Annotated in this window: 25 protein-coding genes and 1 pseudogene; 15 read left to right on the top strand and 11 right to left on the bottom strand. The window is 71.1% G+C overall.

What is annotated here, in order from left to right:
* The first annotated feature begins 22 nt into the window (after positions 1 to 22).
* The 3 genes and pseudogenes from dnaJ to clpB all read left to right on the top strand — a co-directional run bounded on the left by dnaJ (position 23) and on the right by clpB (position 4,234).
* On the top strand, positions 23 to 1,216 hold the full coding sequence (gene dnaJ, locus AB0N02_RS23980; protein WP_363950398.1) for a molecular chaperone DnaJ: 1,194 nt from the start codon (positions 23 to 25) through the stop codon (positions 1,214 to 1,216).
* 2 nt (positions 1,217 to 1,218) lie between these two features.
* Positions 1,219 to 1,494 (top strand): annotated as a pseudogene (locus AB0N02_RS23975) (helix-turn-helix transcriptional regulator); the annotation flags it as partial.
* A gap of 154 nt (positions 1,495 to 1,648) precedes the next feature.
* Positions 1,649 to 4,234 carry an ATP-dependent chaperone ClpB gene (gene clpB, locus AB0N02_RS23970; protein ID WP_363950396.1) on the top strand — a complete coding sequence of 862 codons (2,586 nt, stop codon included), beginning with the start codon at positions 1,649 to 1,651 and terminating at the stop codon, positions 4,232 to 4,234.
* 106 nt (positions 4,235 to 4,340) lie between these two features.
* Here clpB and AB0N02_RS23965 read toward each other — a convergent pair whose 3' ends face one another.
* Complete coding sequence (locus tag AB0N02_RS23965) at positions 4,341 to 4,877, bottom strand: hypothetical protein (RefSeq protein ID WP_363950394.1); 537 nt, start codon at positions 4,875 to 4,877, stop codon at positions 4,341 to 4,343.
* Positions 4,878 to 5,045: 168 nt separating this feature from the next.
* Between AB0N02_RS23965 and AB0N02_RS23960 the strand changes: the two genes are divergently transcribed.
* On the top strand, positions 5,046 to 5,666 hold the full coding sequence (locus tag AB0N02_RS23960; RefSeq protein WP_363950392.1) for a hypothetical protein: 621 nt from the start codon (positions 5,046 to 5,048) through the stop codon (positions 5,664 to 5,666).
* Here AB0N02_RS23960 and AB0N02_RS23955 read toward each other — a convergent pair.
* Positions 5,642 to 6,280, bottom strand: coding sequence for a TetR family transcriptional regulator (locus AB0N02_RS23955; RefSeq protein ID WP_363950764.1), 639 nt, complete (start codon positions 6,278 to 6,280; stop codon positions 5,642 to 5,644). The two genes, AB0N02_RS23960 and AB0N02_RS23955, sit on opposite strands and share 25 nt — an antisense overlap.
* Positions 6,281 to 6,439: 159 nt before the next feature.
* Positions 6,440 to 7,546 carry a CapA family protein gene (locus tag AB0N02_RS23950; protein ID WP_363950390.1) on the bottom strand — a complete coding sequence of 369 codons (1,107 nt, stop codon included), beginning with the start codon at positions 7,544 to 7,546 and terminating at the stop codon, positions 6,440 to 6,442.
* Between the two features lie 122 nt (positions 7,547 to 7,668).
* On the opposite strand from AB0N02_RS23950, the gene AB0N02_RS23945 reads away from it, so the two are divergent.
* The 4 genes from AB0N02_RS23945 to AB0N02_RS23930 all read left to right on the top strand — a co-directional run bounded on the left by AB0N02_RS23945 (position 7,669) and on the right by AB0N02_RS23930 (position 11,508).
* A complete protein-coding gene (locus AB0N02_RS23945; RefSeq protein WP_363950389.1) occupies positions 7,669 to 8,088 on the top strand; it encodes a Fur family transcriptional regulator in 420 nt (139 codons plus the stop codon).
* A 22-nt stretch (positions 8,089 to 8,110) separates the two neighbouring features.
* The gene (locus AB0N02_RS23940; RefSeq protein WP_363950387.1) at positions 8,111 to 9,562 is read left to right on the top strand and encodes a catalase; all 1,452 of its coding nucleotides are present in this window, start codon (positions 8,111 to 8,113) and stop codon (positions 9,560 to 9,562) included.
* Positions 9,563 to 9,997: 435 nt separating this feature from the next.
* Positions 9,998 to 10,552, top strand: a complete 555-nt coding sequence (locus AB0N02_RS23935; protein WP_363950761.1) for an HD domain-containing protein — start codon at positions 9,998 to 10,000, stop codon at positions 10,550 to 10,552.
* A gap of 134 nt (positions 10,553 to 10,686) precedes the next feature.
* Positions 10,687 to 11,508, top strand: coding sequence for a Rieske (2Fe-2S) protein (locus AB0N02_RS23930; protein ID WP_363950385.1), 822 nt, complete (start codon positions 10,687 to 10,689; stop codon positions 11,506 to 11,508).
* 45 nt (positions 11,509 to 11,553) lie between these two features.
* Here AB0N02_RS23930 and AB0N02_RS23925 read toward each other — a convergent pair whose 3' ends face one another.
* The 4 genes from AB0N02_RS23925 to AB0N02_RS23910 form a co-directional block, all read right to left on the bottom strand.
* Positions 11,554 to 11,781, bottom strand: coding sequence for a hypothetical protein (locus AB0N02_RS23925; protein ID WP_363950383.1), 228 nt, complete (start codon positions 11,779 to 11,781; stop codon positions 11,554 to 11,556).
* 29 nt (positions 11,782 to 11,810) lie between these two features.
* Positions 11,811 to 12,566 (bottom strand): sulfite exporter TauE/SafE family protein, encoded by a 756-nt coding sequence (locus tag AB0N02_RS23920; RefSeq protein WP_363950381.1) that lies wholly within the window; start codon positions 12,564 to 12,566, stop codon positions 11,811 to 11,813.
* 59 nt (positions 12,567 to 12,625) lie between these two features.
* The gene (locus tag AB0N02_RS23915; RefSeq protein WP_363950379.1) at positions 12,626 to 13,558 is read right to left on the bottom strand and encodes an SPFH domain-containing protein; all 933 of its coding nucleotides are present in this window, start codon (positions 13,556 to 13,558) and stop codon (positions 12,626 to 12,628) included.
* Positions 13,559 to 13,652: 94 nt separating this feature from the next.
* On the bottom strand, positions 13,653 to 14,447 hold the full coding sequence (locus AB0N02_RS23910) for an ABC transporter ATP-binding protein (protein ID WP_363950376.1): 795 nt from the start codon (positions 14,445 to 14,447) through the stop codon (positions 13,653 to 13,655).
* A gap of 66 nt (positions 14,448 to 14,513) precedes the next feature.
* Between AB0N02_RS23910 and AB0N02_RS23905 the strand changes: the two genes are divergently transcribed.
* Positions 14,514 to 15,233, top strand: coding sequence for a hypothetical protein (locus AB0N02_RS23905; RefSeq protein WP_363950373.1), 720 nt, complete (start codon positions 14,514 to 14,516; stop codon positions 15,231 to 15,233).
* A gap of 234 nt (positions 15,234 to 15,467) precedes the next feature.
* Here the strand turns inward: AB0N02_RS23905 and AB0N02_RS23900 are convergent, their stop codons facing one another.
* Positions 15,468 to 16,100 (bottom strand): response regulator transcription factor, encoded by a 633-nt coding sequence (locus AB0N02_RS23900; protein ID WP_363950758.1) that lies wholly within the window; start codon positions 16,098 to 16,100, stop codon positions 15,468 to 15,470.
* Positions 16,101 to 16,111: 11 nt separating this feature from the next.
* The gene (locus AB0N02_RS23895; RefSeq protein ID WP_363950370.1) at positions 16,112 to 17,233 is read right to left on the bottom strand and encodes a GAF domain-containing sensor histidine kinase; all 1,122 of its coding nucleotides are present in this window, start codon (positions 17,231 to 17,233) and stop codon (positions 16,112 to 16,114) included.
* 124 nt (positions 17,234 to 17,357) lie between these two features.
* Between AB0N02_RS23895 and AB0N02_RS23890 the strand changes: the two genes are divergently transcribed.
* The 6 genes from AB0N02_RS23890 (at position 17,358) to AB0N02_RS23865 (ending at position 23,708) form a co-directional block, all read left to right on the top strand.
* Positions 17,358 to 18,023 (top strand): SDR family oxidoreductase, encoded by a 666-nt coding sequence (locus AB0N02_RS23890; RefSeq protein WP_363950367.1) that lies wholly within the window; start codon positions 17,358 to 17,360, stop codon positions 18,021 to 18,023.
* Between the two features lie 142 nt (positions 18,024 to 18,165).
* The gene (locus tag AB0N02_RS23885; RefSeq protein WP_363950364.1) at positions 18,166 to 19,275 is read left to right on the top strand and encodes an S-adenosylmethionine:tRNA ribosyltransferase-isomerase; all 1,110 of its coding nucleotides are present in this window, start codon (positions 18,166 to 18,168) and stop codon (positions 19,273 to 19,275) included.
* A gap of 117 nt (positions 19,276 to 19,392) precedes the next feature.
* Positions 19,393 to 19,926 (top strand): hypothetical protein, encoded by a 534-nt coding sequence (locus AB0N02_RS23880; protein WP_363950361.1) that lies wholly within the window; start codon positions 19,393 to 19,395, stop codon positions 19,924 to 19,926.
* A 237-nt stretch (positions 19,927 to 20,163) separates the two neighbouring features.
* Entirely contained in the window at positions 20,164 to 20,721 is a 558-nt protein-coding gene (locus AB0N02_RS23875) for a hypothetical protein (protein WP_363950359.1), read from the top strand.
* A 403-nt stretch (positions 20,722 to 21,124) separates the two neighbouring features.
* Positions 21,125 to 21,805 (top strand): response regulator transcription factor, encoded by a 681-nt coding sequence (locus AB0N02_RS23870; RefSeq protein WP_363950356.1) that lies wholly within the window; start codon positions 21,125 to 21,127, stop codon positions 21,803 to 21,805.
* A gap of 346 nt (positions 21,806 to 22,151) precedes the next feature.
* On the top strand, positions 22,152 to 23,708 hold the full coding sequence (locus tag AB0N02_RS23865) for a hypothetical protein (protein WP_363950353.1): 1,557 nt from the start codon (positions 22,152 to 22,154) through the stop codon (positions 23,706 to 23,708).
* Positions 23,709 to 23,848: 140 nt separating this feature from the next.
* Here the strand turns inward: AB0N02_RS23865 and AB0N02_RS23860 are convergent, their stop codons facing one another.
* On the bottom strand, positions 23,849 to 24,712 hold the full coding sequence (locus tag AB0N02_RS23860) for a lysophospholipid acyltransferase family protein (RefSeq protein ID WP_363950352.1): 864 nt from the start codon (positions 24,710 to 24,712) through the stop codon (positions 23,849 to 23,851).
* Positions 24,709 to 25,611 carry a GNAT family N-acyltransferase gene (locus tag AB0N02_RS23855; RefSeq protein WP_363950350.1) on the bottom strand — a complete coding sequence of 301 codons (903 nt, stop codon included), beginning with the start codon at positions 25,609 to 25,611 and terminating at the stop codon, positions 24,709 to 24,711. The genes AB0N02_RS23860 and AB0N02_RS23855 overlap by 4 nt, the downstream gene beginning before the upstream one ends.
* Between the last annotated feature and the right edge of the window lie 21 nt (positions 25,612 to 25,632).

The following is a 25,632-nucleotide window of genomic DNA, read 5'->3' as shown; positions in this document are numbered from 1 at the left end:
CTGAGTCTGAAAAGGAACTGAGATGAGCACCAAGGACTACCTGGAGAAGGACTACTACGCCGTCCTTGGTGTGCCCAAGACCGCCACCGCCGAAGAGATCAAGAAGGCGTACCGGAAACTGGCCAGGCAGTACCACCCGGACGCCAACCCTGGGGACTCGCCGACCTCTGAGAACACAGCGAAGTTCAAGGAGGTCTCCGAGGCCTACGACATCCTGTCCGACACCAAGCGCCGCAAGGAGTACGACGAGGCGCGGACACTGTTCGGATCGGGACTCGGCGGTTACGCGGGGGCCGGGGGGGCCTCCCGCGGGGGTGGGTTCCCCTTCGACCTGGGAGACCTGTTCGGAGGCACCCACCAGCAGAGCGGTGCGGGCGGGGGCATCGGCGACATCTTCGGCGGCATCTTCAACCGGGGCGGGACCTCCCGCGCCGGTGGGGCGACCACCAGGGCGAGGCGTGGCCAGGACATCGAGTCCGAGGTCACGCTCTCCTTCGGCGAGGCCGTCGAGGGCACCACGGTCTCGCTCCGTCTGACCAGTTCCTCAGCCTGCACGGCCTGCAGCGGCACGGGGGCCAAGGCCGGGACGACCCCGAGGGTCTGCCCGACCTGCGAGGGCACCGGCGCGGCCAGCCGGAACCTGGGCAACTTCGCCTTCTCCGAGCCGTGCCGTGACTGCAAGGGGCGGGGCCTGCTGGTCGACGACCCGTGCGAGGTGTGCGAGGGGAGCGGGCGGGGCAAGAGCACCCGCACGATCCAGGCGCGCATCCCGGCCGGGGTCGGCGACGGCCAGCGCATCAAGATCAAGGCCAAGGGGGCGCCGGGCGAGAACGGCGGTCCGGCGGGTGACCTGTACGTCCAGATCCACGTCAAGTCGCACCCGGTCTTCGGCCGGACCGGCGAGAACCTGACGATCACCGTGCCGGTCACCTTCACCGAGGCCGCGCTCGGCGCGGAGATCAAGGTCCCGATCCTCAAGGGCATGCCGGTCACGCTGCGCATCCCCGAGGGCACCCCGAACGGCCGCACCTTCCGGGTGCGGGGCAGGGGCGTGGCCCGCAAGGACGGCACCAAGGGCGACCTGCTCGCCACCGTCGAGGTCCTCGTCCCCCAGCAGCTGGAGGACAAGGCACGAGGGGCCCTGGAGGAATTCCGCGACGCCACCGCGGGTGGTGACCCACGGGCCGAGCTCATCGAACAGGCCAGAAGCGAGTAGCCATGGATGCCAACTACTTCGATCTGTCGGATGACACACCCGTATACGTGATCTCGGTGGCGGCCCAGCTGTCGGGCCTCCACCCGCAGACCCTGCGGCAGTACGACCGTCTCGGCCTGGTCAGCCCGGGCCGTACGGCGGGCCGCGGGCGCCTGTACTCCACCCGCGACATCGTGATGCTCCGCGAGGTGCAGCGACTCTCCCAGGAGGAGGGCATCAACCTCGCGGGCATCAAGCGCATCCTGGCGCTGGAGACCGAGGCGCTGCGCCTGCGCGACGAGAACCACCGGCTGCGCGCCGAGATGACCATGATTCGCGCGCTGATCCAGTACCAACTGCCACCCGCCTGACTCCATCTCGAAGGCCGGGGGGACCACATCGCGCCGGCTGCCACCGGCGCCGTAGCCGCCGAACGGAGCAAGGCAGACAAGCATGGACTACAAGCTCACCCAGAAGAGCCAGGAGGCGATCTCCTCCGCGATCAGGCGCGCCGCCGCGGAGGGCAACCCCGAGGTCGCCCCGGCCCACCTGTTCACCTCACTGCTCACCCAGACCGGGGGCACCGCCGTCCCCCTGCTCGAGGCCGTCGGCGCCGACTGGAAGAAGCTGCGCACCGAGGCGGAGAAGCAGCTGGCGGCCCTGCCGAAGGCACAGGGCGCCACGGTCGGCGCCCCCTCCAGCTCCCGGCAGCTCCTGACGGTGATGAACACCGCGGCCCAGCGCGCCAACCAGCTTGAGGACCAGTACGTCTCGACCGAGCACCTGCTGGTCGGCCTCGCCGCCGACGGCGGCCCGATCGCCGAGCTGCTCAAGGCGAACGGAGCCACCCCGAGCGCGCTGCTCGACGCCTTCGAGAAGGTGCGCGGGCACGCCAGGGTGACCAGTGAGACGCCGGAGGACACCTACCAGGCGCTGGAGAAGTACGGCGTCGACCTGACGGAGCGGGCCAGGGCGGGCAAGCTGGACCCGGTGATCGGCCGTGACTCGGAGATCCGCAGGGTGATCCAGGTGCTCAGCCGCAGGACCAAGAACAACCCGGTGCTCATCGGCGAGCCCGGCGTCGGCAAGACCGCCGTGGTCGAGGGCCTGGCCCAGCGGATCGTGGCGGGCGACGTGCCCTCCAGCCTGCGCGACAAGCGCCTGGTGGCGCTGGACCTGGGGGCGATGGTCGCCGGGGCGAAGTACCGCGGCGAGTTCGAGGAGCGGCTCAAGGCCGTGCTCGGCGAGATCAAGGAGAGCGACGGGCAGGTCGTCACCTTCATCGACGAGCTGCACACCATGGTCGGCGCGGGCGCCGCCGAGGGCGCGATGGACGCGGGCAACATGCTCAAGCCCATGCTGGCCCGGGGCGAGCTGCGGATGATCGGCGCGACGACGCTCGACGAGTACCGCGAGCGCATCGAGAAGGACCCCGCGCTGGAGCGGCGCTTCCAGCAGGTCTACGTCGGCGAGCCCACGGTCGAGGACACCATCGCGATCCTGCGCGGCCTCAAGGGCCGCTACGAGGCGCACCACCAGGTCCAGATCTCCGACGGCGCGCTCGTCTCCGCCGCGGCCCTGTCCGACCGCTACATCACCTCCAGGTTCCTGCCGGACAAGGCGATCGACCTCGTCGACGAGGCGGCGTCCCGGCTGCGCATGGAGATCGACTCCCGTCCGGTCGAGATCGACCAGCTCCAGCGGAACGTGGACCGGATGAAGATGGAGGAGCTCGCGCTGGCCAAGGAGACCGACGAGAGCAGCCTCCAGCGCCTGGAGCGGCTCCGCAAGGAACTCGCCGACCGGCAGGAGGAGCTCAACGGCCTGGTCGGGCGCTGGGAGCGGGAGAAGGCCGGGCTCAACCGGGTCGGCGACCTGAAGAAGCAGCTCGACGAGGTGCGCGGCGCCGCCGAGCGGGCGCAGCGCGACGGCGACTTCGAGGCCGCCTCCCGGCTGATGTACGCCGACGTGCCCAGGCTGGAGGCCGCGCTGGCCGAGGCGACCGCGGCGTCCCAGCCCGAGGACCCGATGGTCAAGGAGGAGGTCGGCCCCGACGACATCGCCCATGTCATCTCCTCGTGGACCGGCATCCCGGCCGGCCGTCTGCTGGAGGGGGAGAGTTCCAAGCTGCTGCGCATGGAGGACGAGCTCGGCAGGCGCCTGATCGGCCAGAAGCAGGCCGTCCAGGCGGTCTCCGACGCCGTCCGGCGGGCCCGCGCGGGCATCTCCGACCCCGACCGGCCCACCGGCGGCTTCCTGTTCCTCGGTCCCACCGGCGTCGGCAAGACCGAGCTGGCCAAGTCGCTGGCCGACTTCCTGTTCGACGACGAGCGGGCCATGGTCCGCATCGACATGAGCGAGTACGGCGAGAAGCACAGCGTGGCGCGTCTCGTGGGCGCCCCGCCCGGCTACGTCGGCTACGAGGAGGGCGGCCAGCTCACCGAGGCCGTGCGGCGCAGGCCGTACAGTGTGGTGCTGCTGGACGAGGTCGAGAAGGCCCACCCCGAGGTCTTCGACATCCTGCTCCAGGTGCTCGACGACGGGCGGCTCACCGACGGGCAGGGCAGGACCGTCGACTTCCGCAACGTGATCCTGATCCTCACCTCCAACATCGGCTCGCAGTTCCTCGTGGATCCGAGCCTGGACAGGGAGACCCAGCGCAAGGCCGTGATGGACTCGGTCAGGGGCTCCTTCAAGCCGGAGTTCCTCAACCGTCTCGACGACGTGATCCTGTTCGACGCGCTCGGCACCGAGGAACTGTCCAGGATCGTGGACCTGCAGGTGAACCACCTGGCCAGGCGGCTGGCCGATCGCAGGCTGACGCTGACCGTGACCCCCGCGGCGCGCGACTGGCTGGCGCTGACCGGCTACGACCCCCTGTACGGCGCCCGCCCGCTGCGCCGCCTGGTCCAGTCCGCGATCGGCGACAAGCTGGCCAAGGAGGTGCTCTCCGGCGAGGTGCAGGACGGCGACGAGGTCCTGGTCGACGTGGACGAGGCGAGCGACACCCTGGTGATCGGCCCCGCGCCGCGGGACTGACCGGTGCCGGGCCGGGCGCACCGCTCCGGCCCGCCGCCCGGTCCCGAGGGCCGTGTTCTACGGAGGGTTCGCCGAAGGCGGCTCCCGGCGGACACGGCCCCTGCCGTCAGTGCGTCGCGTCGAGCAGCGCGTCGAGCTCGTCCTCGGGGAGCCCCAGATCCACCCTGATCCGATAGCGGGCCCGGAGCAGGGCGGTGTGCTCCCCGCTGTCCTTGGCCGCCCTGTGGGCCCCCTCGGTGGCCCACAGGTGGGCCTGCCGCAGATCGCCGTAGGCGACGAGGGTCTCGGTCAGCAGGAGTGCCGTCGCCGGGGTGACGTCGCCGGCGGCGATCGCCTCGATCACCCGCCGCGCCTCCTCCGGCTGCTCCAGCTCGAAGAGGGTGTCGGCGATCCCGGCTCTCGGATCGACCCCCACCTCGCCGCCGTCGTCGATCGCCCGCTGGAAGCAGTCGAGGGCGTAGGCGGGCTGTCCCGCCTGCCGCCATTCCTCCGCGGCGAGCACGAGGATCGCGGCCCGCGAGATGTCACCGGACACGTAGGCCTCGGCCAGCGCTTCCAACCGCCGGGCGAGGTCTCCGTGATCGTCGGCCAAAAGTGCCTGTTCAAGCAACCGATCCAGTTGCTCACGTGTCACATGCGCCACATCGCGAGAGTAGCGAGCGCCGCTCGGTTTCGTCCGCACAACGGCAGGTATTCCTTGCGCAACCGCATGTAAACGATTGACTCCGAAGCGCGTGTTTCGCCAGGAAAGCGGGCATATGGCAGGCGTCTCCTGCTCGTGGAGCGTTATGTTTGGAGGGCTGCGATGGGCATGTCCAAGCAGACGACCTTCACTCTGACCTTCCTGGTGGGACTCTCGGTGATCGTGCCGGGGTGCGCCGGTTACCTCTCCGCCAAGATGGACGCCGTCGAGCGGGCACACCGCGAACTCGTCTCGCTGGAGACCCGGATACGTCAGGAACGGCTCGTCCCGCCGGGCCTGGAAGCGGATCAGGACGACAACGAGGGCGGGGGCGAGGGCGAGACGATCGCCGTGCCGGGCACGGTCCCCTGCGACATCGCACCGCAGTCCCCGCCGAGGCAGCGGCGGGACTCCAGGACCGCCGCGCTCGTCCCCGCGCCCACCGGTCTCCCCGCGGGCGAGCCCGAGCCGCGCGATCCCGTCTCCGGCGGACGCGCACCGCTCGCCGCCCCGCGACAGGACGGGCTCGTCCAGGACGGGGACGGGGAACGTTCCCAGAGCGCCGCCCACGAGCACAGGCGCAGGCACCGGGACCGCCAGGAGCGGATCGGCGCCTCCGGGTGCGTGCCGGCTCCCCAGGGGGCCTCCTCCGCCCCCGGGCAGGGCGTCGAGGGCTCGGAGGTCTCCGGCCCCTCCTGGCCGCAGTCCCGGCGGGATCGGGGGTCTCAGACGGAGGCCCCGGAGAACTGACGGTTGAGATAACCCCTGACCAGGCGTTTCGCCTCGGCCACGATCTCCGGCGCCCCTCCGGGGTCGCGCCGGAAGGCCAGCTTGAGCACCGCGTCACCCGCCTCGACCGCGACGAGGATGGCCAGGTCCAGTTCCTCGCTGTCGGCCAGGCCGTACTCCTGGAGCAGGAGCCCGCGCAGCCTGCCCGCGATCACCGTGTTGTTGTCGGAGACCCCGTCGAGCAGATCGAAGCCGACCACGTCGCCGAAGTGCAGGACACGGAATCCTGGAACGGTCCTGTGCATGTCGACGTACTCGTCGATGATCGCGTCGACCGCGTCCCACCAGCCCTCGTAGTCCTCGGACAGGAACCGCCGCCCGACCCGGGAGACGAACTGCTCCACGTGGCGCCTGGTCACCGCCTGGGCGATGGCCCGCTTGTCGGGGAAGAACTGGTAGATCGAGCCGATCGCGACACCGGCGCGCTCGGCGATCCGGGTGGTCGACAGAGCCTCGTAACCGATCTCGTCCAGCAGGTCGGCACAGGCGTCAAGCATCCTCTCGACGCGGCGCGCGCTCCGCCGCTGGGTGGGCTGACGCCGCAGCGAAGCTTCGCAGGGCTCCTCGGCAGGCATGGTCACGCCACCATATTGCCCGCCCGACACCCTCCCGGTCAGTCTCTCGCCGCCAATCGTGTGATTTTCCCGGCCCATGTTCCCCGGCCGCCCGGCGCTACCGGCCCGGCGGGTGTCAGCCCGGCGTTAGCCCGGTGTCAGCTCGGTGTCAGCCCGGGGTCAGCTCGAGGTCGCCGCCAGTCCCGCGCACCCGCGCAGCGCCTTCCAGCCCGTCACGGCCTGCCTGCCGGCCGCCCCGGTGAGCGGGACCGGCACGCCGCCCTGGATGCTGGCCGGGGTCCACTGGTCCTTGAGCACCTTGCGCCCGTTGATCGTCAGGGTGAGCACGCCGGTCCTGCCGGTCTCCGGACCCCAGTTGTAGAAGACGAAGTTGCCCATGCCGTAGTTGACGTAGCCGTCGCCGAGGTAGCCGCTGCCGAGCAGGATGTGCGCGTGGCCGCCGACGACGACGTCGGCGCCCGCCTCGATCAGCCTGGGCGCCAGCGCGCGCTGGGCCTCGTTGGGACACTTCTGCAGTTCGGTGCCCCAGTGCAGGTGGACGATCACCGTGTCGGAGTTCTTACGGGCCCTGCGCACCTCCTGCAGCAGCCGGGCCTCGTTCTTGGCGGAGGCCAGGCCGCCCTTGGTGGGGGTGGCCGTCCACGACTGGATGAACTCGGCGTCGAGCACCTGGGTGGCGCCGATGACGGCGACGCGGTTGCCGTTCACCGTCGTCCGCCACGGCTTGTAGGCCTCGTCCGCGTTCGCGCCCACCCCCACGACGGGGAACCTCGAGCGTTTGATCGCGGCCAGGGAGTCGGTCAGCCCTCCCTGCATGTAGTCCATGCCGTGGTTGTTGGCCATGGAGGCGACGTCGACCCCGGCCGCCTTCAGCGCGGTCAGCGCGGTCGCCGGAGCCCGGAAGGTGTACTGCTTGCCCGGGGCCGGGGTGCCGCCGGTGGTGATCGCGGTCTCCAGGTTCACCATCGCGATGTCCGAACGGCTGAGCACCTTGGCGATCGGGCCGAGCGCGGTCTTCGGGTCGGCGTTGAGCCTGGTGCGCAGCACCCCTTCGAAGTGCACGTCACCGCCGAAGGAGATGGTGTACGGCCTGCGCTCGGGGGCGGCCTTCGAGGGGGATCCCGCCGAGGTCGAGGTGGTCGGTTTCTCGACGACGTCCGGGGAGGCGGGGGCGGCGGACTCGGCAGCCGAGCAGGCCGCGCCAAGGAGGGCTGAGGCGGTAACGATCGCGGCCACGACGAGGCGGCGGGGGATATGCGTGTTCATCGCTATCCGAGGATGCCATCCCACCCGCGATACGGGGAACAGCCCGGCCGCGGAAGCCGACACCAAGAACTGAATGCCTCAAATACTTGAATCGTTCAGATTTGCCACATAGCGTGTGATTTGTGGAGGACGAGGTTCGGCTCCGCCGGGCGGGACTGCGGGTGACCGCGGCACGGCTGGCGATCATGCAGACCGTTCGGGAAGGCGACCACCTGGATGTGGACGCCGTCCATCGCGGTGTGCTGAAACGGGTCGGCCACGTCTCCCTGCAAGCCGTCTACGACTCTCTGAACGCACTGCACCGAGGCGGACTGCTCAGGCGGATCGAACCCGCGGGCAGCCCCGCCCGATACGAGACACGGGTGGGGGACAACCATCACCACCTCGTCTGCCGGCGGTGCGGAAGGGTCACCGACGTTGATTGCGCCGTTGGACACGCCCCATGCCTCGACCCCGTCTCGGACGCCGGATACCTGGTCGACGAGGCGGACGTCATCTACTGGGGCGTGTGTCCTGATTGTCGTTCCGAAGACGCTCGATGAAGAGAACCCCGGAGGACCGATTATGAGCACCAGGCCCATAACCACGACCGATGCCGGCATCCCCGCCCCCAGTGACGAGCACTCCCAGTCGGTCGGACCGAACGGGCCCCTGCTGCTGCAGGACCACTACCTGATCCAGAAGATGGCTCACTTCAACCGGGAGCGCGTGCCCGAGCGGGTGGTCCACGCCAAGGGCGGTGGCGCGCACGGCATCCTCCAGATCACCGAGGACGTCAGCCAGTTCACCAAGGCCGGGCTCTTCCAGAAGGGCAAGGAGACCCCGCTCTTCCTGCGCTTCTCCTCGGTCGCCGGCGAGCTCGGCAGCGCCGACACGGGGCGTGACCCGCGCGGCTTCGCGATCAAGTTCTACACCGAAGAGGGCAACTACGACATCGTCGGCAACAACACGCCGATCTTCTTCATCCGTGACCCACAGAAGTTCTCCGACTTCATCCACAGCCAGAAGCGCCGCGCGGACACCAACCTCCGCGACCACAACATGCAGTGGGACTTCTGGACACTCTCTCCCGAGACCGCCCACCAGGTCACCTTCCTGATGACCGACCGCGGCACCCCGGCCTCCTGGCGCCACGTACACGGCTTCGGCTCGCACACCTTCCTGTGGTACAACGCGGCCGGTGAGAAGTTCTGGATCAAGTACCACTTCAAGACCGACCAGGGCATCAAGAACCTCACCGACTCCGAGGCGGGCGCCCTCGCCGCGCAGGATGCGGACTACCACATCCGCGACCTGCACACCGCGATCAAGAACGGCGACCACCCGTCCTGGACGGTGAACGTGCAGATCATGCCGTTCGAGGAGGCCGCGGACTATCGCTTCAACCCGTTCGACCTGACCAAGGTGTGGCCGCACGCCGACTACCCCGAGATCACGATCGGCAAGTTCGTCCTGAACCGGAACCCGGAGAACTACTTCGCCGAGGTCGAGCAGTCGGGCTTCGAGCCCGCCAACCTGGTGCCCGGCATCGGCCCGTCCCCGGACAAGATGCTCCAGGGCCGGCTGTTCTCCTACCCCGACGCCCACCGCTACCGCATCGGCGCCAACTACCTGCACCTGCCGATCAACCGGCCGCTGTCGCCCGTCCACAGCTACAACAAGGACGGCCAGATGGCCTTCGTCAACCCCGCCGACCCGGTCTACGCCCCGAACACGGTCGGCGGTCCCGCCGCCGACCCGTCGCTGTTCAAGGGCGAGGACTACCACGTGACCGGTGAGATCATCCGTTCCGCCTACACCCTGCACCGCGAGGACGACGACTACGTCCAGCCGCGCGCCCTGTGGGAGAACGTCCTGTCCGACACCGACCGCTCCCACCTGGTGAGCAACGTCGTCGGCCACGCCTCGGCCCCCGAGGTGACGGCCGAGACGAAGAAGCGCGTCGTGGAGTACTGGACCAACATCCACAAGGACCTCGGCCAGGGCGTCGCCCAGGGCCTCGGCATCGGTCAGTGACGCCCGAACGGTCCGCGCCGTACGGCACGGCGCGGACCGTGACCCCTCCTCGGGGCCCGCGCACGCGCGGGCCCCTTCCCATGCCCGCCCTCGTCCCGGCTCCCCCTCTCCTCCCGGCTCCCCTTCTCCTCCCGGCTCCTTCCCTCGTTCCGGCTCCTCCTCTTGTCCCGGCTCCTCCCGAGGCGCCCCGTATCCGCCCCGTGCCCGTCCTCTTCCGGCCGCCTCACGCCTACGGGGTCAGACCCCGGCCCGCCGTCCCCGGCCCCACTGTTCTGGGAAAACCTCCGGGAAATCCCGTGTTCGACGCGGTGACCCTCCCCCGGGCCCCACATGATTGCCCGGCCGTTCGAAAAACGGGGATCGGCGCGCATTAGGCTTGCGCAGGTGACCATCCCTCCAGAACAGGACCGCCTGCGCGCCCAGCTCACCTTCGCCATGGAGATCGACAAGCTCAGACGCATCGTCCGTCGCAACACCCTCATGGACGGATCCCGGCGGGAGAACGACGCCGAGCACTCGTGGTACGTGGGCATGCTGGCGATGGTCCTGTCCGAGCACGCACCACCGGGCACCGACCTGGACAGGGTCATCGCGATGCTGCTCGTCCACGACATCGTCGAGATCGACGCCGGAGACACGTTCATCTACGACGCGGGCGCCGTCGAGGCGCAGCTCGGCATCGAGCGCAAGGCCGCCGACCGGATCTTCGGGCTGCTCCCCGAGGACCAGGCGGCGCGGCTGCGCGCGCTGTGGGACGAGTTCGAGGAGCGCAAGACCCCCGAGGCCCGGTTCGCCAAGGCCCTCGACAGGATCGCGCCGATCATGGCCAACCACCACAACGAGGGCGGCACCTGGTCGCTGTACAAGGTGACGGCGGAGCAGGTGCTGGAGAAGGTGAAGATCATCGAGGAGGGGTCGCCGACGCTCGGCTCCTACGCCACCGAGATCATCGAGCTGTCGGTCAGCAGGGGGCATCTGGCGCGTGCATGACATGGTTCCCGGGTAGGTCCCTACTGGGTTGAGAGGGGGCGATCGTGAAGGAAACAGTCAAAACGAAGCGCCGAAGCTTCAGGCATCTCGTACCCCCGGTCAACGTCGCCGGCCGAATCGAACAGTCAGACCGGATGGACAGACCGATCCGGGTGCTGGCCAAGGCGGTACGCCGGCGCATCGGTCCGGGATGGCTGCGCGACCTGCTGCACGGGGTGCCCACCGGCAAACCACTTCACCCACCGCTCACCGACCTCAGCCTGGGCTGCTGGCTGGCGACCGCGGTGCTCGACCTGGCCGGCGCCGATCCCCGCGCGACGCGCGCGGTGCTCGCGACGGGCATCGCGGGGGCGATTCCGGCGGCCGCCGCCGGAATCACCGACTGGTCCGCGCTCCACCGGGAGCAGCAGCGGGTCGGGTTCGTGCACGCGATCGCCAACATCACCGCCCTGGGGCTGTACGCCGGTTCTCTGGCCCTCAGGCTCGCCGGGAACGACCGGCGCGGCAGGCTGCTGGCGTTCGCGGGCCTGGGGGCCGCGAGCGCGGGAGGCTACCTCGGGGGGCACCTGGCCTACCGGCAGGCGGCCGGGGCCAACCACGCCGAGTCCGTCAGCCACCTGGTCCCGCTGGGCTGGCACGACCTGTGCGACATCAAGGACCTGCCGGAGGGACGCCCCGTGGCCAGGCGCCTGGGCTACATCGACCTGTTCGTGCTGAGGATCGGCGAAGGGGTCACGGTGCTCGCCGACCACTGCTCCCACCTGGCCGGGCCGCTGCACCAGGGGCAGCTGGTGTCCGACAGGGGCACCACCTGCGTGGTGTGCCCGTGGCACGGCAGCACCTTCCGGCTGTCGGACGGGACGGTCGCGCACGGTCCCGCCACCGCCCCGCAGCCCTACTTCGAGACCCGGATCCGCCGCGACGGCGTGCTCCAGGTCCGCCCCGCCCTGACCTGACCCGCCGGGGCACGGGAGATCCCGGCCGTGGCGGGCCCGGCGGGCTCAGTCGGGTCTGCCGTCGGCGGGGTGCTCGACCAGGGCGAGGATCCGGCTGGACATGAAGCGGGCGGTGCGCACCGCCGTACCGCTCCGGGTGACCTCGCTCACCTCGACCACGCCACCGCGGCGGTTGGCCACCTCGACCCGGCGGCCCGCCCTGGTGGCGACGACTTCGTAGGTCCGCGAGCTGTCGCCCGCATCAATGACGATCTCTACCTTGTCGCCCTTCATACCTGATTTATGCCCAAAACTCGGGGAATCTAGGCGTACACCAGTTTGACTATCGCCACGACGCCCACGCAGACGACGACCCCCCGCAGCACCGGCGCGGGCAGCCGCCGGCCGACCCGCGCGCCGAAAAAGCCGCCGATCGCGGCCCCCAGTGCGACGAGCGCGACCCCGCGCCAGTCGACCTCGGCGACGAAGACGAACAGCACCGCCGCGGCGCCGTTGACCAGCAGCGCGAGCACGTTCTTGGCGGCGTTGACGCGCTGGAGGTCCTCGTCGAGGACGCTGCCGAGCAGCCCGATGAGCAGCACCCCCTGGGCCGCGCCGAAGTAGCCGCCGTAGATCCCCGCCGCGAGGACCCCGAGCCACAGCCAGGGGCCGCCGTTCGGGTGGACGTCCTTCCGCCGGGCGCTCAGCCACCTGTTGAGTTTCGGCTGGACCACCACCAGCACGCACGACATGCCGATCAGAACCGGCACCACCATGTCGAACGTGCTGGCGGGCAGGAAGAGCAGCAGCACACCGCCGACCAGCGAGCCCAGGACGGAGGCCGTCCCCAGCCGCATCAGCCGCTCACGCTGCCCCTTCAGCTCCGCGCGGTAGCCGAGCACACTGGTGAACGACCCCGGTACCAGCCCGATGTTGTTGGAGACGTTGGCGACGATCGGTGGCATCCCCATCGCGACCATCGTCGGAAACGTGATCAGCGACCCCGAGCCGACGACGGCGTTGATGCCCCCGGCCCCGACTCCGGCCGCGAAGATCGCGACCGCCTCCCACGGCGTCATGCCCCTCCCCTGCCTCCGGCTGCTCGCGCCCGTGAACGGTGCACGGCACTCACCGGATGCTAGGAGGACGCCGGCGGCCCGCCGGCGGCGGGGGTCTCCCTGCCGCCGAACAGGCCACCGAGACTTTCCATCGCCTTGGTCATCTCGGATGGAACGATCCACACCTTGTTGGCGTCGCCCCTGGCGATCTCCGGCAGGGTCCTGAGGTACTGGTAGGCCAGCAGCCGCTGGTCGGGCCTGCCCTCGTGGATCGCGCGGAAGACCATGCCGATCGCGTCCGCCTCGCCCTTGGCCCGCATCGCCTTGGCCTCCGCGTCGGCCTGCGCCCTGAGCACCACGGCCTCCGCCTCACCGCGCGCCTTGAGCACCGTGGCCTGTTTGTGCCCCTCGGCGGTGAGGATGGCCGCCTGCTTGCGCCCCTCCGCCTCCAGTACGGCGGCCCGCTTGTCGCGGTCGGCGCGCATCTGACGCTCTATGGACTCCTGGATGGCGGCCGGCGGCCGGACCTCCTTGAGCCTGACCCGGTTGATCTGGAGCCCCCAGCTGCCCGCGCCGTCGAGCGCCTCGCGCAGCTCGGTGTTGATCTCCTCGCGTGAGACCAGCACCTGTTCCAGGCCCATGCCGCCGATCACGTTGCGCAGCGTGGTCACGGTGAGCTGCTCGACCCCGACGAGGAAGTCGGCGATCTCGTAGATCGCCGCCTGCGGGTCGGCGACCTGGAGGTAGACGACCGTGTCGACGGAGACGACGAGGTTGTCCGAGGTGACCACCGACTGCGGGGGAAAGGAGACGACCTGCTCACGCAGGTCCACCGTCCGCTTGAGCCGGTCGACGAAGGGAACCACGAGGCTCGGCCCGGGGGTGAGCGTCCGGTGGTAGCGCCCCAGACGCTCCACGACCCCCGCGGTGGCCTGCGGAACGATGTGGACCGCCTTGAAAAGGACGAATCCAACGAAGACCACCACGACGAGCGCGACGAGTAACAACTGCATGAGCCACCCCGGACGGTCGAGTCAAGTGGATCTCTCTCGTTCGGAAATGGTATGTGTTTTTCTCGTTACCGACCCTTGAACAGCGTAAACAGGCTCAGAACTGGTGCGCGCGGGCGTACCAGCGGCCGTCGCGGCCGCGTTCCAGGCTGAGCGGTACGCCGAACGTGTGCGAAAGGTTCTCGGCGGTCATCACCTGCTCGATGGGCCCCTGGACGACCACCGAGCCGTGCCGGAGCAGCAGCGCGTGGGTGAACCCGCTGGGCACCTCCTCCACGTGGTGGGTGACCAGCACCATCGTCGGCGCCTTCGGGTCGTGGGCGAACGCCGACAGGCGGCGGACCAGGTCCTCCCTGCCGCCCAGGTCCAGGCCCGCGGCGGGCTCGTCCAGCAGCAGCAGCTCGGGGTCCGGCATGAGGGCCCTGGCGATCTGCACCCTCTTGCGCTCCCCCTCGGACAGGGTGTTGAACCGGCGGCGGATCAGGTGGGCGCAGCCGAGCTGGTCGATCAGCTCGACGGCCCGGGTGACGTCGTTGGAGTCGTACTCCTCGGTCCAGCGGCCGAGAATCGCGTAGGAGGCGGTGAGCACCAGGTCGATGACCTTCTCCTCCGGCGGAACCTTCTCGGCGAGCGCGGCGCTCGCGAGGCCGATGCGGGGTCGCAGGTCGAACACGTCACTCTGGCCGAGCCGCTCGCCCAGGATCTCGACGACGCCCTCGGCGGGGAACAGCATCGCCCCGAGGACCTGCAGCAGCGTCGTCTTCCCCGCGCCGTTGGGACCGATGACGACCCATCGCTCGTCCTCGTGAACGGTCCAGTCGATGTCCCGCAGCAGGGCCGCCCCGTCCCTGCGGACGGTGACGTCCTGTAGCCGAAGCACCTGACCGCCCATCCCTAACGCCTCCTTGAGAGTCACTGGAACAAAACCTATTGCAGGACAAGCGCATATCGTGGATCGGTGCACCCTGATTCACGGATCTCGGCCACCCTGGTCTGCTGGGGCAACGCCTGGCTCGCCGGACAGGTCGGCCTCGACGAGGCCGCCGACCGCGTCGAGCGACAGGCAGGCCCCCAACTCGTCGCCGGTGAGACGGGCGACGCTCCCCTGCGCGGTTTTCTCGCCGACCTGCGGGTCGAGGGCATGCGGTCGCTGCGCCTCGCGCTCCCCGTCGCGGGCGACCCGCTCGGACTCACCGGACCGCCCTCCTTCAACTCCGCGGCGATCGAGGCCGGGCAGGCGGCGATAGCCGTGTTTCCCGGCAGATGCCTGGGCATGGTCCCGATACGGGACCGCCGCGGCTCATCGTACGCCGGGGTGCGCTGGACCGTACTGGAGGCCAGTGCCAACGTACCCGACATCCCCTCCCTCGCCGAGGCCGAGCACGCCCTGACCGTCGCCATGCGCGAGACGACCGACGCCCTGCTCGGCGTCGAGGGTCCCGCCCAGGGGCACCGGCGGGTCACGGCCATGGACGACGGCCTGGCCCCCGGCTATCCGGCCCGTGCCCACCGGGTCGCCGCCCTGGCCGCCCGGCTCACCACGGTGCTCCAGATCGCCGACGACCGGGGACTCACCTCCGGCCAGGTCGCCGCCCGGAGCCAGGCGCTGCGTGCCCTGGACCGCGCGGTACGGCGGGCCCGCGTGGCCGCCCACCACGCCATCTCCGAACTCGTCTGACCCCGCCGCCCACCACACCGTCTCCCAGCCCATCCGCCCACTCCATGGCACCGGCTGATGCGACAACCCCGGCCGCCGCCATCGGGGCACCGGCTGATGCGACAGCCCCGGCCGCCATCATCGGGGCACCCGTGTGACAGCCCCCGCTGCGCCGGTACGGCGAGCGGTGACGCGGACCGGACCGGCGCCGGTGAGCGGCGCACGGCCCGCACGAGGCCCGAGCCGTCTCGGAACTCAGGCCAGGCCGTGCCGGACCGCGTAGAGGGCCGCCTGCGTCCGGTCCTGCACGCCCAGCTTCATCAGCACGTTGGAGACGTGGGTCTTCACGGTCTTCTCCGCCACGGCCAGCTCCCTGGCGATCTCACGGTTGGACCGGCCGGAGGCGATCAGCGCGAGCACCTCGCGCTCCCGCTCGGTGAGCGGCGTCACGGAGGCGGCCGCGGCGGGCGCGGGGGCGGGACCGGACAGCATGGCCTCGGCGGCCTCGGGGGCCAGCAGCACCTGACCGCCGTGAACCGCGCGGATCGCCTGGACCAGCGCGACGGGCCCGACGTCCTTGTAGAGGAATCCGGCCGCCCCGGCCCGCATGGCGGGGGCGACGTCCCGCCGTTCGGCGACCGAGGTCAGCACCAGCACTCGGGGCGACAGGCCCCGCTCCCTGAGCCGGAGCAGCGTGCCGTGGCCGTCCAGGACGGGCATCTTCAGGTCGAGCAGCAGCACGTCCGGACCGAGGGACTCCGTCAGCTCGACGGCCTCGGCGCCGTCGGCCGCCTCCCCCACCACGTCGAGATCCTCCTGCAGGTCCAGGAAGGTGCGCAGCCCCTGCCTGACGACCGGGTGGTCGTCGGCGATGAGCACCCGGATCATCCGCTCGTCGCTCACGCGGGCACCTCCATCCGGACCAGCGTCCCCGCTCCCGGCCCCGAGCTGACGTTCACGCTTCCGCCCAGGGCGTGGGCCCTGTCCTCCATCGACGCGATGCCGAGCCCCCGGCCCGCGGCGGCGGCCACGTCGAAGCCCGTCCCGTCGTCCCGCACCTCCAGGACCACCGTGCCCCCCTCGCAGCCAAGGCGCACGCCGACGGTGCGCGCCGCCGAGTGCCGGGAGGCGTTGTGCAGGGCCTCCTGGGCCACCCGCAGGACCGCCACCTCGGTCGCCGGTTCGAGCTCGCACACCGGCGACTCCTCGAACGTGAACGACGCAGGATGCAGCCGGTCCAGCAGGCGGACGTGCTTGCGGAGCGTCTCGGCCAGGCCGTGCCGGTCGAGCTCGGCGGGACGGAGCTCCACGATCACCGCGCGGAGCTCGGCCAGCGCCTCCCCGGCCAGCCGCTCGACCCGTTCGATCTCCAGCAGCGCCCGCCCCGGATCACGGGTGACCAGCGAGGAGGCCGCCTGGGCGGTGAGCCTGAGCGAGAACAGCTTCTGGGTCACCGCGTCGTGCAGCTCCCTGGCCATCCGGGTGCGCTCCTCGACCAGCGCCAGTTCCCTGCCCCGCTCGTAGAGACGGGCGTTGGTGAGCGCGATCGCGGCGTGCGCGGCGAACATGGTGAGCAGGTTCTGGTCGGCCTCGGTGAAGCCGCCTGGCGAGCGTTTGTTGGACAGGAAGATGATGCCGAGCACCTGGTCGCCGTCGCGGATCGGCACGCCGAGGAAGTCCTTGAGCACCGGGTGGGCCCGGGGCCAGTACTCGAACCGGTGGTCCCTGCGGATGTCGGGCAGCCGGACCGGCGCGCCCTCGCGCAGCATCGCGCCGAGCATGCCGTGCTGGCGGGGCATCGGCCCGATCGCCTCCCACTCCTCCTCGGAGATGCCCTCGGCGACGAACTCGGCGAACGCCCCCTGGTCGTCGGGCACGCCGAGCGCGGCGTAACGGGCGTCCAGCAGCCGCCCCGCCGAGCGCACGATGACCTGCAGCACCTCCCGGACCGACAGATGCCTGGTCACCGCCAGGACGGCGGAGCTCACCGCGTGCAGGACGGCGTCCCGGTCATCGCTCACGGAAAAACTCTAGGCGCCCGCGGCGAACGGCCGCGTTACGCCATCGGTCCTAGGTCCATCAGCCCAGACGGAGGCGGGCCCCACGGCCGATGCGCTCCGGACGCCCGGTTCCTAGCGTCGAGGCATGACGAAGACCGCACTCATCACCGGGGCATCCCGAGGGCTCGGCCTGGCGCTGGCCCGCTCGCTGGCCGCCGACGGCTGGCGGCTCATCCTCACCGCCCGGGGCGCGCGGGCGCTCGAAGCCGTGGCGGACGAACTCGGCGCCGACGCCCTGGCGGGGGACGTCCGCGACCCGGCGCACCGGGAGCGGCTGGCGCGTGCCGTACGGCGCGCGGGAGGCCTGGACCTGCTCGTCAACAACGCCTCCGGGCTGGGCGCCGTCCCACTGCCCCCGCTCGCCGACTACCCGCTCGACACGCTGGAGGAGCTGTTCGGGACGAACGTGCTGGCACCGCTGGCGCTGATCCAGGCCGCCCTGCCCGGACTCAGGGAACGGCGCGGCGCGATCGTCAACATCTCCTCGGACGCGGCGGTCGAGGCGTACGAGGGCTGGGGCGGTTACGGGGCGACCAAGGCCGCCCTGGAGCGCCTGTCCGGCGTGCTGGCCGTCGAGGAGCCGGCCGTCGCGGTCTGGTGGGTCGACCCGGGCGAGATGAACACGGCGATGCTCACCGCGGCGGTCGGCGCCGAGGAGGCGGCGACCGCCCCGGGACCGGAGACGGTCGTCCCCACGCTCCGGCGGCTGATCGACGAGCGCCCGGCGAGCGGGCGGGTCGGCCACCCGTGAACGGGCGGAACGGGCGCGACGACCGGCACGGTGGCCTGCACGGTGGCTTACAGGGCGGCTTACAGGGCGGCTTACAGGGCGGCTTACAGGGTGGCCGGACGGGTCCGGGAGGTCCCGTCGATCCGGAGAAGGAGGAGGGTCCGTGAGCGCATCGATGACGGACGGCGTGCCGGCGGGCTTCGTGCTCCCGCACGAGTCGGAGGCGCACGAGCCACCGGAGGCACGGGGGCTGGCTCGTGACGGGATACGGCTCCTGGTCTCGCGCCGCGACACCGGGGTGATAGGCCACCACGGGTTCACCGATCTGCCGGATCTGCTCCGCCCCGGTGACCTGCTCGTCGTCAACGACTCCGCGACCCTCCCCGCCGCGGTCCGGCTCGACCGGCTCGCGGTGCACTTCTCGACCGAGCGCGAGGACGGGACGTGGCTGGTCGAGCTGCGCCGCCGTGGCGCGAACGTGAAGCGGAACCGGTCCGGCACGAGGGTGACCGGGGTGGGGCGGGGAAAGGGGGACGGTCCGGGGACCGGGGCGGGCGGCGCGGGCGAGCCGTACCGGGGCTGCGCTCCCGGGGAGTGGCTGCCGCTGCCCGGCGGGGCCACGCTGCGCCTGCTGGCACGGGAGACGCCACGGCTGTGGCGGGCCAGGCTGGACCGCGACGTCCCCGCCTACCTGCGCCGGTACGGCGTGCCGATCCACTACTCCTACGTGGAGCGGGACTGGCCGCTGTCGAGTTACCAGACCGTGTTCGGGACACGGCCGGGCAGCGCGGAGATGCCCAGCGCCGGCCGGCCGTTCACCGCCGAGCTGGTGACCCGGCTGGTGACCCGCGGGATCGGTGTCGTGCCGATCACCCTGCACACCGGGGTCGCCTCCCCGGAGAGGGACGAGCCGCCCTACCCGGAGTGGTTCGAGGTGCCCGAGGTCACGGCGCGGCAGGTGGAGTTCACCCGCGGATCGGGGGGACGGGTGATCGCGGTGGGCACGACCGTGGTGCGGGCGCTGGAGTCGGCCGCCCCGGCGGAGGGCCGGATCGGCCCGGCGCGGGGCTGGACCTCCCACCTCGTCACCCCCTCGACCGGGGTGAGGGTGGTCGACGGCCTGATCACGGGGCTGCACGAGCCCCGTTCCACCCACCTGATGATGCTGACGGCGATCGCCGGGGAGGACCTGCTGTCGCGGTCGTACGCCGAGGCGCTCGGCGAGGGCTACCTCTGGCACGAGTTCGGCGACGCCCACCTCATTGTCGGCTGATTGTCAGGCGAACCCGTCAACCGCGAGACCCAGTCAATCACAAGAGGTTTCCAAGTCGGCCGCTCCATGCTGATATCAGCACATAACGGGGGAATACATTTCCGATTGGAGCATGAAATGCGCCGGCACCTGACCGCCTTCGCCGCCCTCGCCCTGGCGGGAAGCACTCTGTTCGTCACCCAGAGCGCGAACGCCGCCGCAGCGGCACCGCGGACCGCGAGCGTCGCGACTCCTCCGCTCTCCCCGCTGAGGACCAACGTCCACTACCCGCGCGTGGCCTGGTCGGGCGACACGGTCGTCTACACGATCTACACCAAGAACGTCGGCCAGTGGTCCACCGACATCGCCTACATCGGGGGCTACGTCCCCAGCCAGGCGCGCAGGGTCCAGATCACCGGTCCCTCCGGCTCCTACTGCGAGGCCGACGGCCGCGAGGTCGGCTGCCTGCTCGACAGGCTGCGGCCCGGCAGGACCGTCGCCGTCAAGGTCAAGATCTGGCTCAGGAACAGCGCCAGGGGCACCGCGACGGCCCGGTTCGCCTCGGCGTCGATCGACGTGCCCGCGGGCGGGATCGACACCCTGAACATCCACGGCATCGACACGGGCGTGGACCTGAAGTTCGTCACGGTCAAGACCCGGATCCGGCGATAGCCCGATCCCGCGACGCCTCGGCTCGTGTTCCCTCAGGTCGCGGGCGCCCCGACACTGTTCTCCGGGGCGCTCCGGCCGAAGCGGCACCGTCGTCTGAGTCCGGTAACCACCGGGTCGTCTGTGAAAATAGTGTCGAATGATAAAAAATCGACTTTCCTAGTTGGCTGTGGTAAAACGCTGCGGACTTTCACGGGGACCGCCGCAGCGTCCTCGTACCCCTCAACTGGGAGACGTTTGATGCTCCACCCAATCTCCAGGATCGCCGCTCTGGCCCTGGTCGCCCCGCTCGCCGGCACGATGCTGCTCGCCGCACCGGCCTCGGCCGCTTCCGCGAAGGCGCCGACCGGGGTCGTCACGAAGGCCGACGATCCCTTCTCCTCCTTCACCATCAACCTGTCGGCCCCGAAGCGGGTCAAGGCCGGCGGAAAGATCACCTATATCATCAAGGCCACCAACAAGGGCCCCTACCTGGCCGACTCGTTCTGGACCGGCGGCGTGCTGCCCAAGGGTTCGAAGCTGACGAAGGTGTACGCCCCCAAGGGCAGCGAGTGCGGCCTCTACGACGACGGTTTCTGGTGCCTCACGCCGCGCGCCCTGCAGATCGGCGACAGCGAGAGCATCTCCGTGGTCGTACAGCTGAGCAAGAAGACGCGCGGCACCGCCACCGCCTACCTCGGTGTCGACACGGTCGACCTGCCGACCGGCGCGGAGACCCTGAACCGCGACGAGCTCGAGCGCCTGGGCATCAAGCACTGGTACTTCGTGAAGAAGGCCAAGACCGGCATCGTGCGTTAGGACCCGTTCCCGGAGGCCGCGCCACGGCCGGGCCTCCGGGCGGATCCGGGTGGGGAGGCTCCCGTCCTGTCACAGGGCGGGGGCCTCTCGCGTCCCGGGGGCGGCGTGCCGTACCCCGCGAAAAACTCCACGGCGAAACTCCACGGAAAGACTCCGCCGGAAGAGTTCACGAAAGAGTTCACGGAGAGCGGGAAAACGGTCCCGCTTTTCCGGGGTTCCAGAATCTCCCGGCCTTCCGAAAAACATCCGGGCGGTTTCCGAAAAGGCGGCGTGAGCCGGAAAGGCGCCGGAGGGACGCCCTCGGGAGGCGCCCGCCGGAAAGAGGTGCGGACAGCCTCATATGCGGCGCGCCCGTCCAGCGGGCAGGATCTCCCCATGACCGTCTTCCGGCACCGTACGGCCCATGGCTGAGCTCACCGTCGTCCTGGCAGAGGACCACTACCTGGTGCGCGAGGGCACCCGCAGGCTCCTGGAGGCCTCCGGCGAGATCAGCGTGGTCGCGGCCGTGGGGACCGCCGACGAGTTGCTGGACGCCGCCCGGCGGCTGCGGCCCGACGTGGTGGTGACCGACATCCGGATGCCCGGTTCCGCCGACCTCGTCCGCGCGGGCATGGAGGGCATAGACGCCGCGCACCGGATCAGGGCGGCCTCGCGGGACATCGGGGTGGTGGTGCTCTCCCAGTTCTCCGACGCGCTGTTCGCGCTGGACCTGTTCAGGGACGGCACCGAGGGCAGGGCCTACCTCCTCAAGGACCGGGTCGGCGACATCGACGAACTGCTGGGGGCGATCCGCTCGGTCTCCACGGGCGGATCGGTGATCGATCCCAAGGTCGTGGAGGGCCTGCTGGCCAAGCGCGGTGTCAGGGACGTGCCCCCGCCCGCCGAGCTGACGCCCCGCGAGCTGGACGTGCTCAGGGAGATGGCGCACGGGCTGTCCAACGGCGGCATCGCCCGCGCCCTGCACCTGTCGGTATCCGCGATCGAGAAGCACGTGAACTCGATCTTCATGAAGCTGGCGCTGGAGAACAGCCCCGACACCCACCGCCGGGTGGCGGCCGTCATCGCCTACCTCGGGCCCCGCTGACACGCGTTCCCCGGCCAACCGGCCGCTCCGCCCACCGGTTCCCGCCCCGACGGCTCCCGGGGGCGCCCCGCCCCGCCGGGGCCGGTCGCCCGCCGATCGGCCCCGGCGGCCGGTGCACGGCCTCTCTCGACGCCTCTCGGGGCGCGCCTCGTCATGGCCGGTTTTCGGTCCGGATCCCCCCATGCCGCGTCCGCACAGGTCAACGTCCCGCCAAGCGTTGAAACGCGCGCTCGTGTCGCGCGCCGCCGACCGGCCCGTCAGGCGAGTCTGCCCTGCGGCACCGGCGCCGGTCTCTCCCGGCGCGGTGGACGAAAGCAGTCCGTCACCACACGAAAGGACGTCGATGATGAGGCACATCCGACGGATGTGTTACCCGGTCGCGGCACTGGCGATGATCACCGGACCGCTGACGCTGTTCAGCACGGCCCCGGCCGAGGCCGCACGGACCGGCGCCCCGGTCAGGGCGATCCCGCGAGCCGCGCCGACCCCGTCCTCCTGCCCGCAGCAGGTGGCGCTGGTCAACGGCGGCTTCGAGCGGCCCGCCGTCACCGGCGGCGCGGTCGGTTTCTTCCCCGACGCCTCGCAGAACGGCGTGCCGGGCTGGGTGACGACCGCCACCGACCACCAGATCGAGCTCTGGACCGGTCCGCCCAACCCGACCAACGCCACGACCGCGGAGGGCAAGCAGTTCGCCGAGCTGAACGCCAACCAGGTCTCGACCCTCTACCAGGACCACCCGACCACCCCGGGCACGACGCTGTACTGGCGGCTGGCGCACCGCGGCCGCCTGGGCGCCGACACGATGGCGCTGGACATCGGCGCGCCCGGCTCGCCGGTCCGGCAGCAGACCGTGTCCGACGGGGCCTCGGCCTGGGGCACCTACACCGGCACCTACACGGTGCCCGCCGGCCAGACGGTCACCAGGTTCGCCTTCACCTCCCTGTCGGCCGCCGGGGGCAACCGCGGCATCGGCAACTTCCTGGACGACGTCTTCTTCGGCACCGCGCCCTGTGTCATCGTCACCAAGGCCGCGATCCCCGACGGCCCGGTGGACGTCGGAGACGTGGTCACCTACCGGCTGACCGCCAGGAACGAGGGCGGCGCGCCCGCGGAGAACGTCCGGCTCACCGACACCGTCCCGGCCGGGACCTCCTACGTGCCCGGCTCGCTGCGTGTCGTGGACGGCCCCAACACCGGGATCAAGACCGACGCGCCGGGCGACGACCAGGGCGCCTTCGCCCCCGCGACCGGCGAGGTGTCCTTCACGCTGGGCAACGGCGCGACCGGCTCCGCCGGGGGCAGGCTGCCCAACACCGCCGACCTGCCCAACGGCACCACGGTCGAGTTCCGGGTGCGGGTCGACCGGGCGGCCGCGGGCAGGCAGATCGTCAACCAGGGCACCGTCGGCTACGAGAACCGCCTCGGCACCACCCCGGAGCCGCTGACCTCCACCACGGGCGAGGTGGCCACCAAGGTCAACCCCGCCGTCGACCTGAGCGTGATCAAGTCCGCCGACCTGACCCGGACCACCGTCGGGCAGACCGTCACCTACCGCCTCGCCGTCCGCAACGCGGGCCCCAATGACGCCACCGGCGTCACCGTCGAGGACGTACTGCCGACGGGGCTGTCCTTCCTCTCGGCGACGCCCTCGACCGGCGCCTACAACCCGGCGACCGGGACGTGGGCGGTGGGCCCACTGCCCAGCGGCGGCAGGGCCACGCTGACGATCCGCGCCAAGGCCACGACGGCCGGTGAGAAGACCAACACCGCCACCGCCGGGGGCAACGAGAAGGACCTCGACCCGACCAACGACTCCGACAGCGTCAAGGTCTGCGTCGACGCCCCGCCGCCCTGCCGGGACTGCGACTCCGCCCGGTGCGCGGAGTGCAGGCCACGGACCTGACCGCACATCGGAGGTGACCTCCGCCACCGGCCGGTCGGCATGAGACCCACCCGTCTCGGCCACCGGCCGGTGCCGGTCCGGAGACCACGCGGAGAACCCCGCGTGGAAAATCACCCCCCGAGAACGCGCCCGTCCGCCGCTCAGGCTGCCACCCGGGCGGCGTGGGCGGTCGGGGCGATCACCACCGAGGCGATCGAGGACTCCGCCGCCCACGCCAGGGACCTGCGGTCACGGGCCTGGACCGGGGGCAGCAGCGTCACCTCGACGGTCAGCCGCCGGATCCCGGCCACCCTGCGGACCGAGGCCACCAGCGTGTCGTCGCCGACGTACGCGGCCTCGGTCGCCGTGGCCCCGCCCGGTCCCAGATATCTCAGCGCCACGGGCCGGACCGGGGCGCCTGCGTCCAGCGCCGCCTGGAACACCGCGCGCCGGAAGGCGCCCATCTCCCGGCCGCACCACGTGGTGCCCTCGGGGAAGGCCGCGACCGGCTCCCCCTCGCCGAGCGCCCCGGCCACCCCGGCGACAGCCTCGGGCAGCGTGGAGGGCCTGCCGGCGTCGATGACCAGGACGCCCGCGGCCGCGGCCAGCCCGCCGATCACCGGCCGGCCCAGGGTCTCGCTCCTGGTCAGCAGGCGGCAGGGCATGACGGCCGCCATGACGAGCGGGTCCAGCCAGGAAACGTGGTTGGACACGACCAGCGGTGCCGCCGTGGAGACGGGGCGGATACGCAGCCCGGCGGCCGAACCGGCCAGGAAGGCGAAGCCGGGCCGTACCTCGACCCGGACGCCCAGGGTCCACAGCACCGCCCGGGACCAGGCGCTCATCAGCCGGATCCGCCTGGTCGTGCTCAGCCCGCGGGCGACGAGGGCGAGCACCGTCCCCGCCAGCAGGACCAGTACGGCCGCCGCCAGCCGCAGCACCTTGAGCGGGCGGCCGACCGTCGGTCCCTGGGGCGTGAGGCAGGTGGCGGGCCTGCAGGGCCCCACCGGCAGCCACGCGTTCATACCGGGGCTCCCAGGAAGTGCCTCAGGTAGCGCGGGTCCAGGTCGGCCATCGACAGCAGCACGAAGAAGTCGGCCGTGCCGGAGACGGGGTCGTGGGCGGGCGGACCGCAGACCCACGCGCCCATCCGGACACAGCCCCTGAGCAGGACGGGAAGCGTGTCCCGCTCCGTTCCCCCCGCCCCGCGCGCCGAACCCCGCCCGGAACCTCGCTCCGATCCCGCCGCGCCACGCGCGGAACCCCGCGCCGAACCGCGCCCCGTCCCGGCCGTCCCGCGTGCCGAGCCCCGGCGGGGACGCCAGGGGCTGCGCGGGGTGACACGGTACTCCGGCGGGGAGAGCGGCACCCGTTCCATGACCCCGGCGGCCTCCGCGACCGGGACCGAGCAGGCCCCGGCCAGCCACCGGTGGCCCCCCGCGACCATGTAGCGCGCGATGGCCGCCCACATCAGCCCGATCACCGTGCCGTACCGGTGGTCGGCGTGCACGCAGGCCCTGGCCACCTCGACCGTGCTCTCCCGGATCCCGGCCAGCGCGCCGAGGTCGAACCCGGAGTCCGCGTGGAGGCGGTCGGCCCTGCGGGGGGAGAGCAGCCGGTAGGTGCCGACGACCTCGCCCGTCTCGCCGTGCCGTACCAGCAGGTGGTCGCAGTAGGCGTCGAGCGGGTCGACGTCCAGACCGGTTATGGGGGTGTCCAGCCGAGCGCCCAGTTCCTCGGCGAACACCTGATGACGCAGGCGCTGTGCCTCCCGCATGTCGGCGGCGGTATCGGCCAGCCCGACGACGTAGCGAGCGACCCTCTGCCCCGCGGGAGTGGTCGTCATGAAGACATGAAGCCAGGCGTAGATGACGCAGGACAGGAGGTCGCCGCGAACTTCAGGCGTCCGGATGATGAACCGCATTCACGATCGTTTCGGGGGCCA

Origin of the sequence: Streptosporangium sp. NPDC051022, assembly GCF_040683035.1 — a bacterium.
In the GTDB taxonomy this organism is placed as follows: domain Bacteria; phylum Actinomycetota; class Actinomycetes; order Streptosporangiales; family Streptosporangiaceae; genus Streptosporangium.
The sequence above is the reverse complement of the archived record's forward strand: the minus strand, read 5'-3'. Positions and strand labels throughout refer to the sequence as shown.

Excerpts from the sequence above, each read along its gene's own strand:
- AB0N02_RS23880 (WP_363950361.1), top strand. The coding sequence starts at position 19,393 with ATGCGCCGGCACCTGACCGCCTTCGCCGCCCTCGCCCTGGCGGGAAGC.
- AB0N02_RS23925 (WP_363950383.1), bottom strand. The coding sequence starts at position 11,781 with ATGAAGGGCGACAAGGTAGAGATCGTCATTGATGCGGGCGACAGCTCG.
- AB0N02_RS23855 (WP_363950350.1), bottom strand. The coding sequence starts at position 25,611 with ATGCGGTTCATCATCCGGACGCCTGAAGTTCGCGGCGACCTCCTGTCC.
- AB0N02_RS23875 (WP_363950359.1), top strand. The coding sequence starts at position 20,164 with ATGCTCCACCCAATCTCCAGGATCGCCGCTCTGGCCCTGGTCGCCCCG.
- dnaJ (WP_363950398.1), top strand. The coding sequence starts at position 23 with ATGAGCACCAAGGACTACCTGGAGAAGGACTACTACGCCGTCCTTGGT.
- AB0N02_RS23920 (WP_363950381.1), bottom strand. The coding sequence starts at position 12,566 with ATGACGCCGTGGGAGGCGGTCGCGATCTTCGCGGCCGGAGTCGGGGCC.
- clpB (WP_363950396.1), top strand. The coding sequence starts at position 1,649 with ATGGACTACAAGCTCACCCAGAAGAGCCAGGAGGCGATCTCCTCCGCG.
- AB0N02_RS23900 (WP_363950758.1), bottom strand. The coding sequence starts at position 16,100 with ATGATCCGGGTGCTCATCGCCGACGACCACCCGGTCGTCAGGCAGGGG.
- AB0N02_RS23960 (WP_363950392.1), top strand. The coding sequence starts at position 5,046 with ATGTCCAAGCAGACGACCTTCACTCTGACCTTCCTGGTGGGACTCTCG.
- AB0N02_RS23860 (WP_363950352.1), bottom strand. The coding sequence starts at position 24,712 with ATGAACGCGTGGCTGCCGGTGGGGCCCTGCAGGCCCGCCACCTGCCTC.
- AB0N02_RS23865 (WP_363950353.1), top strand. The coding sequence starts at position 22,152 with ATGAGGCACATCCGACGGATGTGTTACCCGGTCGCGGCACTGGCGATG.
- AB0N02_RS23890 (WP_363950367.1), top strand. The coding sequence starts at position 17,358 with ATGACGAAGACCGCACTCATCACCGGGGCATCCCGAGGGCTCGGCCTG.
- AB0N02_RS23910 (WP_363950376.1), bottom strand. The coding sequence starts at position 14,447 with ATGGGCGGTCAGGTGCTTCGGCTACAGGACGTCACCGTCCGCAGGGAC.
- AB0N02_RS23930 (WP_363950385.1), top strand. The coding sequence starts at position 10,687 with ATGGACAGACCGATCCGGGTGCTGGCCAAGGCGGTACGCCGGCGCATC.
- AB0N02_RS23955 (WP_363950764.1), bottom strand. The coding sequence starts at position 6,280 with ATGCCTGCCGAGGAGCCCTGCGAAGCTTCGCTGCGGCGTCAGCCCACC.
- AB0N02_RS23870 (WP_363950356.1), top strand. The coding sequence starts at position 21,125 with ATGGCTGAGCTCACCGTCGTCCTGGCAGAGGACCACTACCTGGTGCGC.
- AB0N02_RS23950 (WP_363950390.1), bottom strand. The coding sequence starts at position 7,546 with ATGAACACGCATATCCCCCGCCGCCTCGTCGTGGCCGCGATCGTTACC.
- AB0N02_RS23915 (WP_363950379.1), bottom strand. The coding sequence starts at position 13,558 with ATGCAGTTGTTACTCGTCGCGCTCGTCGTGGTGGTCTTCGTTGGATTC.
- AB0N02_RS23940 (WP_363950387.1), top strand. The coding sequence starts at position 8,111 with ATGAGCACCAGGCCCATAACCACGACCGATGCCGGCATCCCCGCCCCC.
- AB0N02_RS23935 (WP_363950761.1), top strand. The coding sequence starts at position 9,998 with ATGGAGATCGACAAGCTCAGACGCATCGTCCGTCGCAACACCCTCATG.